The organism is Metabacillus indicus (assembly GCF_046603695.1).
Lineage (GTDB): Bacteria > Bacillota > Bacilli > Bacillales > Bacillaceae > Bacillus_P > Bacillus_P indicus.
Window position 1 is genome coordinate 1934393 of record NZ_CP176757.1, and the last position, 15428, is coordinate 1949820.

Consider the following 15428-nt stretch of genomic DNA (forward strand, 5'->3'; position numbering starts at 1 on the left):
TGATAAACTAATACACAATATGACATGAAGTTATTCCGGAAACCGCCGGATATTCGCGGAAGGGGCTATGATTGATGAGTACAAATGGTTATCACGTTGCTGTCCTCGGTGCAACAGGGGCTGTAGGCCAGCAAATGCTAAAAACGCTTGAAGAACGGAACTTTCCGGTATCAAAGCTGACGCTGCTGTCGTCAGAACGGTCTGCAGGCAAAAAAGTCCTCTTTAGAGGAGAAGAACATATTGTTCAGGCTGCATCTCCCGAAAAATTTGAAGGAGTTCAAATTGCTCTTTTCAGCGCTGGCGGAAGCATTTCCAAAATCTTTGCTCCAGAGGCTGTGAAGCATGGTGCGATCGTTGTGGACAATACGAGTGCATTCCGCATGGCTCAAGATGTTCCTCTTGTTGTGCCTGAAGTAAACGAAGAAGACCTTAAATTACACAAAGGCATTATTGCTAATCCGAACTGCTCAACGATTCAAATGGTTGCTGCGCTTGAGCCGCTGAGAAAAGCCCACGGATTAAACAAAGTAATCGTATCGACTTACCAGGCTGTTTCAGGATCAGGCGCTGCTGCGATTGAAGAGCTGAAAACACAGTCAGAGGCGATTCTTTCCGGAAAGGATTTCACACCGGAAATCCTTCCTGTTAAAGGCGATAAAAAACATTTTCAGATTGCGTTTAATGCGATTCCGCAAATCGATAAATTTGAAGACAACGGATTTACGTTTGAAGAAATGAAAATGATGAACGAAACAAAGAAGATCATGCATATGCCGGAGCTTGAAATTGCTGCAACTTGTGTGAGAATTCCGGTTGAAACAGGACACTCTGAATCTGTCTATATTGAACTTGATTCAGATACTGTTGGAGTGTCTGACATCCGTGAGCTTTTAAAAGAAGCTCCGGGAGTAACGCTTCAGGATGACCCAAGTGCACAGCTGTATCCGATGCCAGCTGATTGTGTCGGCAAAAATGATGTGTTTGTAGGGCGCATCCGCAAAGATCCGGACCGTGCAAACGGCTTCCATTTATGGATTGTGTCTGATAATCTTTTAAAAGGCGCTGCATGGAATTCTGTGCAAATTGCAGAAAGCCTTGTTCAGCTGAAGTTAGTATAAGAAGGTTCAGGAGAGAGCAAGGGTACATAATGCCTGCTCTCTTCTCTTACGTATAGAGTCGGGGTGTTAGGATGAAATTGATCGTACAAAAATTCGGCGGGACGTCAGTAAAAGACGATCACGGCCGAAAAATGGCTTTGAATCATATAAGAGAAGCGTTAAAAGAGCAGTATAAAGTGGTCGTTGTCGTCTCGGCAATGGGCAGAAACGGTGATCCGTATGCAACGGATTCCCTTTTAAATCTGCTTTACGGAGGCAGTGCATCGATTTCAAAGCGCGAACAGGATATGCTCCTATCATGCGGGGAAACGATTTCTTCCGTGGTATTTACGAGCATGCTGAAATCAGAAGGCATTGCAGCTGCCGCTTTAAGCGGGGCACAGGCAGGCTTTTTAACAAATGAAGACTTTACGAATGCAAAAATTCTCGACATGAAGTGCGAACGTCTGAGAAGAGAGCTTGACCGTCACGATGTGGTTGTCGTTGCAGGTTTTCAGGGAGCGGCAAAATCCGGTGACATCACAACCATCGGCAGAGGCGGAAGCGACACATCTGCAGCTGCACTTGGAGCAGCCTTGGATGCGGATTTCATCGATATTTTTACAGATGTAGAAGGGGTTATGACGGCTGATCCTAGAATTGTTGAATCAGCAAAGCCGCTGACCACAGTCACATATACGGAAATCTGCAATCTTGCTTATCAGGGTGCTAAGGTCATCCATCCAAGAGCGGTGGAGATTGCCATGCAGGCGAAAGTACCAATCAGAATCCGTTCCACGTACTCATCCGGTCAGGGAACACTCGTGACCTCCCATCATTCTGAAAAGCTCGGCAGTGATCTTCAAGAGAGGTTGATTACCGGCATTGCCCACGTTCCGAATGTGACGCAGCTGAACGTTACGGCAAAAGATGGACAGTATGAGGTGCAGACAGAAGTATTCAAAGCAATGGCACGCGCAGGCATCAGCGTTGACTTCTTCAACATCACACCAAGTGCAGTCATCTATACGGTTTCTGAGGACGTAACGGATGACGCAGTAAGAATACTGAAAAGCATGGGATATGACCCTGCTGTTAAACGCCACTGTGCGAAAGTTTCCACAGTTGGAGCAGGCATCGCAGGAGTACCGGGAGTAACAGCGAAAATCGTGACGGCCCTGTCGGAAGAAGGTATTCAAATTCTCCAGTCGGCAGATAGTCATACTACAATTTGGGTATTAGTAAAAGAGGAAGATATGATCAGCGCTGTCAATGCTCTGCATAGCGCATTTGATCTCTCTGAATAAAAGACAGAAACTTAGAAAGAAGAAGAGGAGTGGCACAATGATTGACTTTGGCAGTATTTCAACAGCCATGGCAACACCATTTGACAAAAACGGCAACATTGATTTTCAAAAGACTACCCAGCTAGTTGATTACCTGATCAATAATGGGTCAGATTCACTTGTTGTGGCAGGAACGACAGGAGAATCTCCTACTCTGACATCTGAGGAAAAAATGGCACTGCTTAAGCATGTCGTTCAGGCTGCCGGCGGAAGAGTTCCTGTTATAGCGGGAACAGGAAGCAATAACACCAAGGATTCCATTGATCTGACCAAAAAAGCGGAAGCAGCAGGCGCCGACGCCATTATGCTTGTCGCACCATATTATAATAAACCAAGCCAGGAAGGGATGTATCAGCATTTCAAAACGATTGCAGCATCCACAAAACTTCCTGTCATGATCTATAACGTCCCCGGCAGAACAGTTGTCAGCATTTCACCTGCAGTGATCGCAAGACTTGCTGAACTTCCAAATGTCGTTGCAGTAAAAGAAGCAAGCGGGGATCTTGAAGCAATGGCAGAAATCATTTCATCAACGCCTGAAGATTTTGCTGTATATTCAGGAGATGACGGTTTAACGCTTCCGGCACTTGCAATTGGAGGCAGAGGGGTCGTATCTGTTGCGTCCCACATTATCGGAAATGAAATGCAGGAGATGATCTCTGCATTCAGAAGCGGTGAAACAGTACGTTCAGGAGCTATTCACAGAAAACTGCTGCCGGTTATGCAGCAGCTGTTCAAAGCGCCTAGCCCTGCTCCTGTAAAAACGGCTCTTCAGCTAAGAGGCCTTGACGTCGGCCCCGTCAGACTTCCGCTTTTGGCGCTGACTGAAAGTGAAAGAAACGAACTTATTGCCGTGCTGTCTAAATTAAAGTAAGCATGAGAAGATCGAGTCTATAACAAGGACTCGGTCTTTTTTTGGTTCTTTTCGCAGTTTTCGTCAGCGCGTCAGATTATTTCCTTGTATTCCAATTCTTTCTTCAGTTATAATAGGCATTAGTTGTATTGGACGGGTTCAGGGAGGATTACCAATTGAATATACAGACAGAAAACATCAAGATCATTGCCCTAGGCGGAGTTGGAGAAATAGGCAAGAACTTGTATGTCATTGAAATCGATCATAACATCTTCATTGTCGACGCTGGATTGATGTATCCAGAAGCCGGGATGCTGGGGATTGATATGGTCATTCCTGACATTACATACTTGCGGGAAAATGCAGATCGGGTAAAGGGCATCTTTTTAACCCACGGTCACGACGAGAATATTGGCGGAGTTTTCTATGTTCTCAGACATTTGTCCATACCGGTCTACGGAACGAAACTGACTCTTGCACTGGTTTCCCAGAAAGTAAAAGAACTTAACCCTAAGCAAAAAGCAGAATATGTCGAAGTTGATTCATCAACTGTTCTGGATTTTGAAGGAGTAAAGGTTTCTTTCTTCAGAACCATACACAGCATTCCTGACTCTGTCGGTGTTTGCTTCCATACTTCACTTGGAGCGATCGTGCACACAGGTGACTTTAAATTTGATACAACTCCTGTTTTGAATGCACGCACTGATTTAGGGAAAATGGCCATGATCGGCGAAGAAGGCGTACTTTGTCTTCTTTCAGACAGCACAAATGCAGAAAGACCCGGATTCACAGCCTCTGAAACAGGTGTCGGACAAGAGATATCTGATGCGATGTACAGTGCAAAAGGCAGAACGATTGTTGCCATCTACGCATCAAACATCAACCGGATTGTTCAAGTCATTCATGCAGCCGCTGAAAATAACAGAAAGCTTGTCCTGCTTGGAAACTCAATTAAAAATGTTTATGAAATGGCAGAAAAATTAGGATACATCACCGAAAGTGAGAATATCATCATACCCGTCCAAGAGATCGATACCTATCCTAAGCATGAGGTTGCCGTCCTTACAACAGGTCATCAGGGAGAGCCGTTAACGGTTCTTAACCGCATGGCAAAAGGCGCCCATAAACAAATAAAGATTGAAGCAGATGATACAGTTATTATTTCTGCTACACCAGTACCAGGTAATGAGCTTCATTTTTCAAAAACAGTCGACCTGCTTTACCGGGCAGGCGCAAGCGTAGTATTCGGCCAAAAACAGATTCATGTATCAGGACATGGAAGCCAGGAAGAGCTGAAACTTATGCTGAACATCATGAAGCCGAAGTATTTCATGCCTGTTAATGGCGAGTTTAAAATGCAGAAAGCTCATGCAAAGCTTGCCGTATCTGCAGGGATTGATGAAGAAAACATCTTTCTTGTTGAAAAAGGCGATGTAGTTGAATTCAGTGAACATAAAGCGAAATCTGTTTCGAAGGTTCCTGCAGGGAACGTTCTGATTGACGGCTTAGGTGTCGGAGACATTGGAAACATCGTTCTCAGAGACCGGAGACTTCTTTCACAGGACGGCATCCTGATTGTCGTCGTTACGCTGGACAGAAGCAAAAAAACGATGATATCAGGACCTGAGATCATCTCAAGAGGCTTCGTCTACGTAAGAGAATCAGAAGAGCTGATCCAAAAAGCATCAGGCATGGTAACGGAAATCGTTGAAAAAAGCATGCAGGGCACAGGCATCGAATGGTCAGCCCTCAAGCTCAACATCCGCGAATCACTGAACCGCTTCCTCTTCGAACAAACGAAGCGCAGACCGATGATTTTGCCGATTATTATGGAAGTTTAATAAAGAAGAGGCTGAAATTTAAGTGTTTCAGCACTTTAAAGATCCGAACTGGGGATTAACTAGTTCGGATTTTTTCTGTGTTAAAGACTTTTCACCTGAAATATTCGGTTATTTAATGCTTTTATTAGTAATGTCATGGACCTATGTGTGATGCAGCTTCCTAGAAAGCAACCACTTCTATTTAAAATGGTTCATCATTTGTTGGTCTTTCCCCATAGAACCGAGTTTTCTGGATAAGTGCCTTCAACTTGATAATTCTTCTGTTTGATGGTTTAAATCATTCGGATAAGTGCCCTCAACCTGAGAATCCTTCAGTTTGATGGTTCTAGACTTCCTGATAAGTGCCCTCAACCTGAGAATCCTTCAGTTTGATGGTTCTAGACTTCCTGATAAGTGCCCTCAACCTGAGGATCCTTCAGTTTGATGGTTCTAAACTTTCTGATAAGTGCCCTCAACGAAGAAAACTCCAGTGGACTGAAGCGGAAGGCACTTGACTCCTGCGGGATGAAGAGCGCAAGGAAGATCCCGCAAGCGCAGCGAGGAAGCTTCCGGCGCTCCCCGCGGAAAGCAAGTGACTGGAGCGCAAGGGAAAGGGGTACGATTTGAAATTTCTTTCACCCTGGTGCCGAAAGAAACGGGTATTAACGATAAATCACCTTTCACAAGATAAAACTATAAACATTCAAAACACCGCTTCCGCTTTACCGAAGAATGTTTTTCCCTCTTCCTGCTCATAATAAAAGCATTCATAACAGGAAGGAAGAATGCAGATGAACCGCTACATACAGGAAAATTCCGAACAAAATCCGGATAAACAGGACGGAAAAGAACCAAGCCTTGTCGAAAAAATCCAGCAGCTCGGATCAACAAATGTTCCTCAGCTCTCACAGGACTCAAGAATACACTGCCTCACCATTATCGGACAGATTGAAGGCCACATTCAGCTGCCGCCGCAAAACAAAACAACAAAATATGAGCACGTTATTCCGCAAATCGTTGCAATCGAGCAAAACCCTAAAATCGAAGGCCTCCTGATTGTGCTGAATACGGTTGGAGGGGATGTTGAAGCCGGCCTTGCAATCGCTGAGATGCTTGCTTCCCTGTCAAAACCTACTGTATCCATCGTCCTTGGCGGAGGCCATTCCATCGGCGTACCAATTGCCGTTTCCTGCGATTATTCGTTTATAGCAGAAACCGCAACGATGACCATTCATCCCGTTAGGCTCACAGGCCTTGTAATCGGTGTGCCGCAGACGTTTGAGTACCTTGATAAAATGCAGGACAGGGTCGTGAATTTTGTAACAAAGCATTCAAATATCACTGAAGAGAAATTTAAAGAGCTCATGTTTTCTAAAGGCAATTTAACCCGTGACATCGGAACGAATGTAGTCGGCAACGACGCGGTTCAGTACGGGCTGATCGACGGAGTGGGCGGAGTCGGCCAGGCGATCATGAAGCTGAATGAACTGATTGGTAAGGATAAAGGCAAGGAAGAGGAGAAGATGCTGCAATGATCCTATATACTTCTATGCCGGAGGAGCTGATTTTCCCGGCAGAGGCAAAAGAGTACAGCGCATTTTCCTTTGTTGAGTGCAACGGCGTGCAAATGCAGGTGAGACAGACAGAAGGAAATGAATATGAAGTAGTCCGTATCCTCAGCACCAATCCGGAAGACTATTTAAATGAACAGTACTCTCCCGGACAAAAAATTACGATGTCATTCTCGTTTTCTCCATAATATGCTATACTTAAGCTACACAAACATGTCCGCAGCCCTCAGTTGGCTGCTTTCTTTGTTTGCAAGAGGGCGAATGCCTTCGGCAAATTTTCTGCACAGGTGATAATGAAATGGCCAAACAAAAAAGAAGACAAAAGAAAAAAAATGACAACTGGCGCGAAACACTGAAATTTGAGCTGATTGGGCTTGGTATCCTCGCGATAGCGCTGATTGCCATATCAAGCCTGGGATTTGTAGGAAAGACAGTGGTCTATGTGTTCAGGTTTTTCATCGGAGAATGGTTTATGGCAGCTTTAATCGGCATGCTGATCCTGGCGGGCTTTATCATGTGGAACAGAAGATGGCCGCATTTGGTTTCAAGGCAGATGGTCGGACTTTACTGTCTGCTTGCAGCCATCCTGCTTCTCAGCCATGTCACGCTGTTTCAAATGCTCACCAAAAAGGGAGCACTTACTTCTCCCAGTGTCATAACAAACACATGGGAACTGTTTTTCATGGAAGTAAACGGACAGATCCGAACGCCGGACCTTGGAGGGGGCATGATTGGAGCCATCCTTTTTGCAGCTTCCTTTTACTTATTTGCAGCAGCAGGTTCAAAGATCATTTCGTTCATACTGATTCTTGTCGGAATTGTCCTGATTACAGGAAGATCGCTTGGAACTACGCTCGGAAAAATAGCCGTGCCATTTTTCCGCTTTATGAAAAATCAGGCCATTGCTTTTATGGAGGACATGAAGAACCTTCCGCAATCAATAAAAAATGCAAGACAGCAAGAAGAAGCAAAACCGAAGAAAGCCAAAAAGCAGCGCAGGCATGAGGAAGAAGACGATGCTGAGGAAGAAGAAGCAGAAATCGTGCATGTAGAACCCATCATCTCAAGTTTCGCAGACAAAGATGAACGCGAGCCTGAGCCGGCAGTACATTTTCAGGAGGAAGCAAAGCCTGAACAGACGAGAACACCTAAAAAGAAGCCGGATGCAGAGTCTGCAGAAGAATTGTCAGGACCTCCAATTACCTTCACGGAGGTAGAAAACAAATCGTACGCACTTCCTTCCCTTGACCTGCTTTCGCAGCCGAAGGTGAACAGCCAGCAAACCGATAAGAAAAACATCTATGAAAATGCGCGTAAGCTGGAAAAAACCTTTCAAAGCTTCGGGGTAAAAGCCAAAGTAACGCAGGTTCATCTCGGACCGGCAGTAACGAAGTACGAAGTCTATCCTGATGTTGGCGTAAAGGTAAGCAAAATTGTGAACCTGAGTGATGACCTTGCTCTTGCGCTTGCAGCGAAAGATATCCGCATAGAGGCGCCGATTCCAGGCAAATCCGCCATCGGGATAGAGGTCCCCAATTCAGAAATTGCGATGGTATCCCTGCGCGAGGTGCTTGAATCAAAAGCGAACGACCGCCCGGATGCCAAGCTTCTCATGGGTCTTGGCCGCGATATTTCAGGAGATGCTGTACTTGCTGAAATGAACAAAATGCCTCATCTGCTCGTTGCCGGATCAACCGGAAGCGGAAAGAGTGTCTGTATAAACGGCATCATTACAAGCATTCTGATGAGAGCGAAACCGCATGAAGTAAAAATGATGATGATTGATCCGAAAATGGTCGAGCTTAACGTTTACAATGGTATTCCTCACCTGCTCGCACCAGTGGTGACAGACCCGAAAAAGGCATCACAGGCACTCAAAAAGGTCGTAAACGAAATGGAAAGAAGATATGAGCTGTTCTCTCATACAGGCACGAGAAACATTGAAGGATATAACGAATATATCCGCCGGTCAAACCTTGAAGAAGGGACGAAAAATCCGGAATTCCCTTATATTGTTGTCATCGTTGACGAGCTTGCGGATTTGATGATGGTTGCCTCATCTGATGTGGAGGACAGCATTACCCGCCTGTCGCAAATGGCGCGTGCTGCAGGCATTCACCTGATTATCGCCACGCAGCGGCCGTCAGTGGATGTCATCACCGGTGTCATTAAAGCAAATATTCCTTCAAGGATTGCCTTCAGCGTATCTTCTCAGACCGATTCACGCACAATACTCGACATGGGAGGCGCTGAAAAGCTTCTTGGCCGGGGGGACATGCTCTTCCTTCCGGTTGGTGCATCCAAGCCTGTAAGGGTACAGGGTGCTTTTCTGTCCGATGAAGAAGTGGAGAAAGTCGTTTCGTACGTGATTTCCCAGCAGAGAGCACAATACCAGGAAGAAATGATGCCGTCTGAGACACCGGAAGTAAAAGAAGAAGTGAACGATGATCTGTATGACGATGCTGTTCAGCTCGTTCTTGAAATGCAGACGGCTTCTGTATCCATGCTGCAAAGACGGTTCCGTGTCGGCTATACCAGAGCGGCAAGACTGATTGATGCAATGGAAGACAGAGGCGTTGTCGGACCATACGAGGGCAGCAAGCCGAGAGAGGTCCTGATCTCTAAAGATCACTATGATGAAGTAAGCTCGTAAAGAAAGGCAGCCAGTGCCTTTCTTTTTTTGTGCTCTCATCATCGTAATGTAACTGCCGTTAATGGAAACGGAAAAGCGCGTTTTGAAAGCCGGAAAACAGCATTCTCTTCATAAATAGGAAATAACGAACAGAAAATAACGAATCTTATTTGTGAGCATTTCTCTATAAATGTTATACAGCTAGTGAGAAAGTGCTATCTCTTTTTCGACAAATTTATCAATTTTCTATTTATTTATTTTAAAATACATGGTATATTATTTTCGATTAGAGAAAGGGTATAACATCAGATGTCTGATCTCTTAATTGGAACGATTGGACGGAGGCTAAGTATGACTATTAAAACAGATAACCGTCATTTATATTTGCAGGTCATAGATCGCATTAAAGAAGATATTGAAAATGGAACATACGTAGAAAAAGAAAAGCTTCCTTCTGAATTTGAGCTTTCCAAAAAGCTTGGAGTAAGCCGCGCGACCCTCAGAGAAGCGCTCCGCATACTCGAAGAAGAAAACGTCATTATCCGCCGCCATGGTGTAGGGACCTTCATAAACTCCAAACCTCTCTTTACTTCAGGCATAGAACAATTAAACAGTGTGACTCAAATGATTGAACAGGCCAATATGCAGCCTGGCACCATTTTTCTTTCATCACAAGTCAACAGTCCGTCAGAGGACGATGTTAAGCGGTTTAAATGCCGTGCAAGCGATGACATTTTTCTTCTCGAGCGGGTTAGAACGGCAAATGGAAAACCGGTCGTTTATTGCCTGGATAAAATTCCGAGGCATATCCTTCCGGCGTCTTTTGTACATGAACAGGAATCATTGTTTGAACTGCTTGATGAAGAAGCAGGACGCTACATTTCTTATGCGGTCACACACATTGAACCGATCGGTTACCACGAAAAGATTTCCCCAATCCTTGAATGTGATCCTGAAACCGCACTGCTTTGCCTGAAACAAATGCATTTCGATGAAAACGATCAGCCCGTGCTGTATTCACTTAATTATTTCCGCGCAGACCAATTCAGCTTTCATGTTGTAAGAAAGCGCTTGTAAAAACGTTTGCAGCTATAAGGAGGTGGTTCCAAGGTCGAAGGTGTTTCAAAGTTCTTATAGCAAATGATTTTAAATGAATAATAGGGGGAAGAAAACGTGAAAAAACGCTTTGGTTTAACAATGTCACTTGTCCTTGCTGCCGGTACTCTTCTAAGTGCATGCGGATCATCTGGAGAAAAAGACAATGCAGGTGAAGACAAAAAAGAAGGCTTCTCGGTTGCGATGGTAACGGATACAGGCGGTGTTGATGATAAGTCATTCAACCAGTCGGCATGGGAAGGCATTCAGTCATACGGCGAGGACAACGGGCTTAAAAAGGGACAAGGCGGCTTTGACTATGCACAGTCTCAGAGTGACGCAGATTATGAAACGAACTTAAATAAGCTTGTCAGACAAAAATTTGATCTTGTTTATGGAATCGGATATTTGATGACTGACGCGGTTACAAAAATTGCGGATCAGCAAAAAGACGCTAAATTTGCAATCGTTGACAGTGTAGTGGACAAGCCGAACGTGGCAAGCATCACATTCAAAGAACATGAAGGCTCATACCTTGTAGGTGTAGCTGCCGGACTTTCAACAAAATCAAACAAAGTCGGATTTGTCGGCGGTATGGAAGGCTCACTGATCAAGAAGTTTGAAGTTGGTTTTGTTGAAGGCGTAAAAGCAGCTAATCCTGATGCAGAAGTAATTGTACAGTATGCAGGTACATTCAGCGATGCGGCAAAAGGACAGCAGGTTGCTGAAATTATGTACGGCCAGGGCGCTGACGTAATCTACCATGCAGCGGGCGGAGCAGGAAACGGCGTCTTCACTGCAGCTGTTGACTTGAAAACGAAAAGCCCTGATAAAGATGTATGGGTAATCGGTGTTGACCGCGACCAGCATGAGCTTGGAGAAGGCGACGGCTTCAACGTAACACTTACATCAATGGTTAAAGGCGTAGATGTTGCTGTTAAAGACCTTGCTGAAAAAGCTAAAGGCGGAGACTTCCCAGGCGGAGAAATCATTGAATACGGCCTGAAAGAAAATGGCGTAGGAATTGCTCCGACACAGGACAACCTTTCTGAAGATGTCATTGCTAAAGTAGATGAGTACAAGCAAAAAATCATCGACGGTGAAATTACTGTACCATTCGAATAAACTGTAACCAATAACTCTGATAAAAAGGCTAGGCATATTCTAGCCTTTTTATTAGCCTGTAAAGTCGCCTGACTAAAAGTCTATAAGCTGAATGAGAGATTTATAGATTTTTAGTTGGTGATTTTCTAAAGCAATAAAAGGAGTCAATGAATAGAGAGAAAACATAAATTCCTGACATCAATCATCACAATCATCAATGAGCTTCATGGGAAAAGGAGTGATCATGTTGGAATATGTCATTGAAATGCTCGGAATCCGCAAAGAATTTCCGGGAATCGTTGCGAACGATAACATTAATCTTCAAGTGAAAAAGGGCGAAATCCATGCGCTGCTCGGCGAAAACGGCGCTGGTAAATCTACACTGATGAACGTACTGTTCGGTTTGTATCAGCCTGAAAAAGGCGAAATTCGCGTAAAAGGCAAACCAGTCAGCATTACTAACCCAAATATCGCGAATGATCTGGGAATAGGTATGGTACACCAACATTTTATGCTTGTCAATAATTTTTCTGTTACAGAAAATATTATTCTTGGAAACGAGCCGACTCAATCTGGAAAAATAAATTTAAAAGATGCTGAGAAGCAAGTGAAAGACATTTCCGAGAAATACGGGCTCGCTGTTAACCCTTCTGCTAAAATCAGCGATATCTCTGTCGGCATGCAGCAGCGTGTCGAAATTCTGAAAACGCTTTACAGGGGTGCGGAAATCCTTATTTTTGATGAACCGACGGCCGTTTTGACACCTCAGGAAATCAAAGAACTGATCAGCATTATGAAAACGCTGATAAAAGAAGGCAAATCCATCATCTTGATTACACACAAGCTGAAAGAGATTATGGAAGTGTGTGACCGTGTGACTGTCATAAGAAAAGGCGAAGGAATCGGCACTGTCAATGTAAGTGAGACAAATCCGAACGAGCTTGCATCTCTAATGGTCGGACGCGAAGTTCTTTTTACGACTGAAAAGACGGAACCGAAACCTGCCGCTGAAGTTCTGAAAATAGAAAATCTGACAGTGAAAGACAGCCGGAATGTCACGGTTATTGATTCTCTTAATCTGTCTGTAAGAGCAGGGGAAATTGTCGGCATTGCTGGAGTCGACGGAAACGGCCAGTCTGAATTGATCGAATCCATCACCGGGCTTATGAGTTCTGAATCAGGCTCCATTCTGCTGAACGGAAAAGATATCCGAAATCAGCGGCCGAGAAAAATTACAGAAGCCGGGGTTGGACATATTCCGCAGGACAGGCACAAACACGGGCTGGTTCTTGATTTCCCTGTCGGTGAGAACATGGTGCTGCAAACGTATTATCAAAAGCCTTTTTCAAAAAGAGGTGTTCTGAATTTCAAGGCCATTTACGAAAAAGCCGAGAAGCTGATTAAGGAATTTGATGTGCGAACACCCGGCAGTTCAACACTTGCCCGCTCACTTTCTGGCGGTAATCAGCAAAAGGCGATTATCGGACGCGAAATTGACAGAGATCCGGATCTCCTGATCGCTGCACAGCCGACTCGGGGACTTGATGTCGGAGCCATTGAATTTATCCACAGACGCTTGATTGAGCAGCGGGATAAAGGAAAAGCGGTCCTCCTCCTATCATTTGAGCTTGAAGAAATCATGAACGTCAGTGACAAAATTGCCGTTATTTATGAAGGGAAAATCGTTGCGATTGTGAATCCGAAAGAGACAACTGAACAGGAACTTGGATTGCTCATGGCAGGAAGCAGCCGCAGGGAAGCAGGTGCCACAACATGAATTTAACTCGCTATTTCAACATCATTGTCCCCGCCATTGCGGTTTTGCTTGGTCTAATTTGCGGTGCAGTCATTATGCTTATTACCGGATATGATCCGGTTGCAGGGTACGCAGCTTTATGGAACGGTATTTTCGGCGAAACGTATTACATCGGCGAAACAATCCGCCAGCTGACCCCTTATATTCTGGCAGGTCTTGCTGTTGCTTTTGCTTTCCGTACAGGTCTTTTCAATATCGGAGTAGAAGGACAGCTGATTGTAGGCTGGTTTGCAGCTGTATGGGTCGGGGTGGCATTTGAGCTGCCGAAGATCATCCACCTGCCGCTTGCGATACTCGCTGCGGCTCTTGCAGGGGCGCTTTGGGGATTCATTCCGGGTCTGTTAAAAGCCCGGTTCAAAGTGCATGAGGTTATCGTAACGATTATGATGAACTACATTGCGCTTTATTTAACGAATCATTTGATTCAGTATGTTCTATCAGATAAAGGGGATAAGTCGGAGACCATCTTCGCGTCTGCTTCACTCAGCTCGCCTTTATTCCAGGAACTAACGGATTACTCAAGAATGCATTACGGGATATTCCTTGCATTAATTGGTGCTCTTGTTATGTGGTTCCTGCTTGAGAAAACGACGAAGGGCTATGAGCTTAGATCTGTGGGCTTTAACCAGGATGCTGCACAGTATGCAGGAATGAACGTCAGCAGAAACATTATTCTTTCCATGGTTATTTCCGGTGCATTTGCAGGGATAGCCGGAGCAATGGAAGGACTTGGAACGTTCCAGTATGTATCTGTGAAAAATGGATTTACCGGAGTAGGATTTGACGGAATCGCTGTTGCGCTTCTTGGAGGAAATACAGCGATCGGCATCATTTTCGCTGCAGCCCTTTTCGGCGGACTGAAAGTCGGGGCGCTGAATATGCCATCTGAAGCAGGAGTTCCATATGAACTTGTTGAGATCGTCATTGCATTGATCATCCTGTTCGTTGCATCAAGCTACTTTATCCGCTGGATATTGCTGCGTTTCAAAAAGGAGGGGAAATAAGTGAGCATACTTCACATGTTAGAACTCATCATCCCAACGGCTTTATTTGTTGCCGCTCCGCTTATTTTCACTGCACTTGGAGGCATGTTCAGTGAACGTTCAGGCGTTGTTAACATTGGTCTTGAAGGATTAATGGTCATCGGCGCATTTGTCGCCATCGTATTCAATTTGACATTTGCCGATCAGTTCGGGGATGCAACACCGTGGCTTTCTATTCTTGCAGCGCTTGCAGCGGGTGCTTTGCTGTCTGTGCTTCATGCAGTAGCATCCATCACATTCCGGGCAGACCAGGTAGTAAGCGGAGTTGCCATTAACTTCCTTGCAATCGGACTATCTCTTTTCTTAGTCAAGCTTTTTTACGATAAAGGCCAGACAGACCGGATTACGGAAAGCTTCAGTAAAATCGACATCCCTGTTTTAAGTGATATCCCGGTTATCGGACCTCTTTTCTTCTCAAACGGTTATATTACAACGTATATTGCCATCCTGACGGCATTTGCTGTTTGGTTTGTTATGTACAAAACGCCGTTTGGACTGCGGCTGCGTGCTGTCGGGGAGCATCCGATGGCGGCAGACACAATGGGAATTAACGTGACGAAAATGCGCTATATCGGAGTTATTCTGAGCGGTGCGTTCGCAGGTGTTGGCGGAGCCGTTTATGCAACGATTATTGCCCGCGACTTCAGTCACGCGACAATCAGCGGCCAGGGCTTCATGGCGCTTGCTGCCCTGATCTTCGGAAAGTGGCATCCGCTTGGCGCCATGGGAGCGGCCATCTTCTTCGGACTGGCACAGGGTTTGAGCGTTATAGGCGGACAGCTGCCTCTTCTTGAGGACATTCCGACCATGTATCTTCTGATTACACCTTATGTGCTCACCATTCTTGCGCTCACAGGATTTATCGGACGCGCAGATGCACCGAAGGCACTTGGAACACCTTATGAAAAGGGAAAAAGATAGGAACAAAAGCGGCCCCGCCATATGGCGGGGCCGTTTTTGCATGAATGCATATCGTGGACAGCGGCAAACTAATGGTATATAGCGGGTTATCATTTCCTTAATTATCCTAAAGTTGATATAATTACTAGAA

Annotated in this window: 12 protein-coding genes; all 12 read left to right on the forward strand. The window is 45.1% G+C overall.

Annotated elements, in window-relative coordinates:
- The first annotated feature begins 74 nt into the window (after nt 1-74).
- The gene (asd, locus tag ACK1LH_RS09685) at nt 75-1118 is read left to right on the forward strand and encodes an aspartate-semialdehyde dehydrogenase (protein ID WP_029281232.1); all 1044 of its coding nucleotides are present in this window, start codon (nt 75-77) and stop codon (nt 1116-1118) included.
- A gap of 71 nt (nt 1119-1189) precedes the next feature.
- The gene (gene dapG, locus ACK1LH_RS09690) at nt 1190-2404 is read left to right on the forward strand and encodes an aspartate kinase (protein ID WP_029281231.1); all 1215 of its coding nucleotides are present in this window, start codon (nt 1190-1192) and stop codon (nt 2402-2404) included.
- A 40-nt stretch (nt 2405-2444) separates the two neighbouring features.
- Nucleotides 2445-3317 (forward strand): 4-hydroxy-tetrahydrodipicolinate synthase, encoded by an 873-nt coding sequence (dapA, locus tag ACK1LH_RS09695; RefSeq protein ID WP_029281228.1) that lies wholly within the window; start codon nt 2445-2447, stop codon nt 3315-3317.
- A 155-nt stretch (nt 3318-3472) separates the two neighbouring features.
- Nucleotides 3473-5137 carry a ribonuclease J gene (locus tag ACK1LH_RS09700; protein WP_029281226.1) on the forward strand — a complete coding sequence of 555 codons (1665 nt, stop codon included), beginning with the start codon at nt 3473-3475 and terminating at the stop codon, nt 5135-5137.
- 770 nt (nt 5138-5907) lie between these two features.
- On the forward strand, nt 5908-6651 hold the full coding sequence (locus ACK1LH_RS09705) for a ClpP family protease (RefSeq protein ID WP_029281224.1): 744 nt from the start codon (nt 5908-5910) through the stop codon (nt 6649-6651).
- On the forward strand, nt 6648-6875 hold the full coding sequence (locus ACK1LH_RS09710; RefSeq protein WP_029281222.1) for a YlzJ-like family protein: 228 nt from the start codon (nt 6648-6650) through the stop codon (nt 6873-6875). The genes ACK1LH_RS09705 and ACK1LH_RS09710 overlap by 4 nt, the downstream gene beginning before the upstream one ends.
- A 110-nt stretch (nt 6876-6985) precedes the next feature.
- Nucleotides 6986-9340 carry a DNA translocase FtsK gene (locus tag ACK1LH_RS09715; RefSeq protein ID WP_029281220.1) on the forward strand — a complete coding sequence of 785 codons (2355 nt, stop codon included), beginning with the start codon at nt 6986-6988 and terminating at the stop codon, nt 9338-9340.
- A 330-nt stretch (nt 9341-9670) separates the two neighbouring features.
- Nucleotides 9671-10396: a GntR family transcriptional regulator gene (locus ACK1LH_RS09720; protein ID WP_029281218.1), complete on the forward strand. Its 726-nt coding sequence runs from the start codon at nt 9671-9673 to the stop codon at nt 10394-10396.
- Between the two features lie 96 nt (nt 10397-10492).
- Complete coding sequence (locus ACK1LH_RS09725) at nt 10493-11539, forward strand: BMP family protein (RefSeq protein ID WP_051827088.1); 1047 nt, start codon at nt 10493-10495, stop codon at nt 11537-11539.
- A 226-nt stretch (nt 11540-11765) separates the two neighbouring features.
- Nucleotides 11766-13295 (forward strand): ABC transporter ATP-binding protein, encoded by a 1530-nt coding sequence (locus ACK1LH_RS09730; protein WP_411335004.1) that lies wholly within the window; start codon nt 11766-11768, stop codon nt 13293-13295.
- On the forward strand, nt 13292-14338 hold the full coding sequence (locus ACK1LH_RS09735; RefSeq protein ID WP_029281213.1) for an ABC transporter permease: 1047 nt from the start codon (nt 13292-13294) through the stop codon (nt 14336-14338). Before ACK1LH_RS09730 ends, ACK1LH_RS09735 begins: the two co-directional genes overlap by 4 nt.
- Before the next feature lie 15 nt (nt 14339-14353).
- Nucleotides 14354-15298, forward strand: coding sequence for an ABC transporter permease (locus ACK1LH_RS09740; protein WP_406817977.1), 945 nt, complete (start codon nt 14354-14356; stop codon nt 15296-15298).
- Nucleotides 15299-15428: the final 130 nt, after the last annotated feature.

Coding starts and splice junctions, on each gene's coding strand:
- ACK1LH_RS09720 (WP_029281218.1), top strand. CDS start 9,671: ATGACTATTAAAACAGATAACCGTCATTTATATTTGCAGGTCATAGAT.
- ACK1LH_RS09715 (WP_029281220.1), top strand. CDS start 6,986: ATGGCCAAACAAAAAAGAAGACAAAAGAAAAAAAATGACAACTGGCGC.
- ACK1LH_RS09735 (WP_029281213.1), top strand. CDS start 13,292: ATGAATTTAACTCGCTATTTCAACATCATTGTCCCCGCCATTGCGGTT.
- dapG (WP_029281231.1), top strand. CDS start 1,190: ATGAAATTGATCGTACAAAAATTCGGCGGGACGTCAGTAAAAGACGAT.
- ACK1LH_RS09710 (WP_029281222.1), top strand. CDS start 6,648: ATGATCCTATATACTTCTATGCCGGAGGAGCTGATTTTCCCGGCAGAG.
- ACK1LH_RS09705 (WP_029281224.1), top strand. CDS start 5,908: ATGAACCGCTACATACAGGAAAATTCCGAACAAAATCCGGATAAACAG.
- asd (WP_029281232.1), top strand. CDS start 75: ATGAGTACAAATGGTTATCACGTTGCTGTCCTCGGTGCAACAGGGGCT.
- ACK1LH_RS09740 (WP_406817977.1), top strand. CDS start 14,354: ATGTTAGAACTCATCATCCCAACGGCTTTATTTGTTGCCGCTCCGCTT.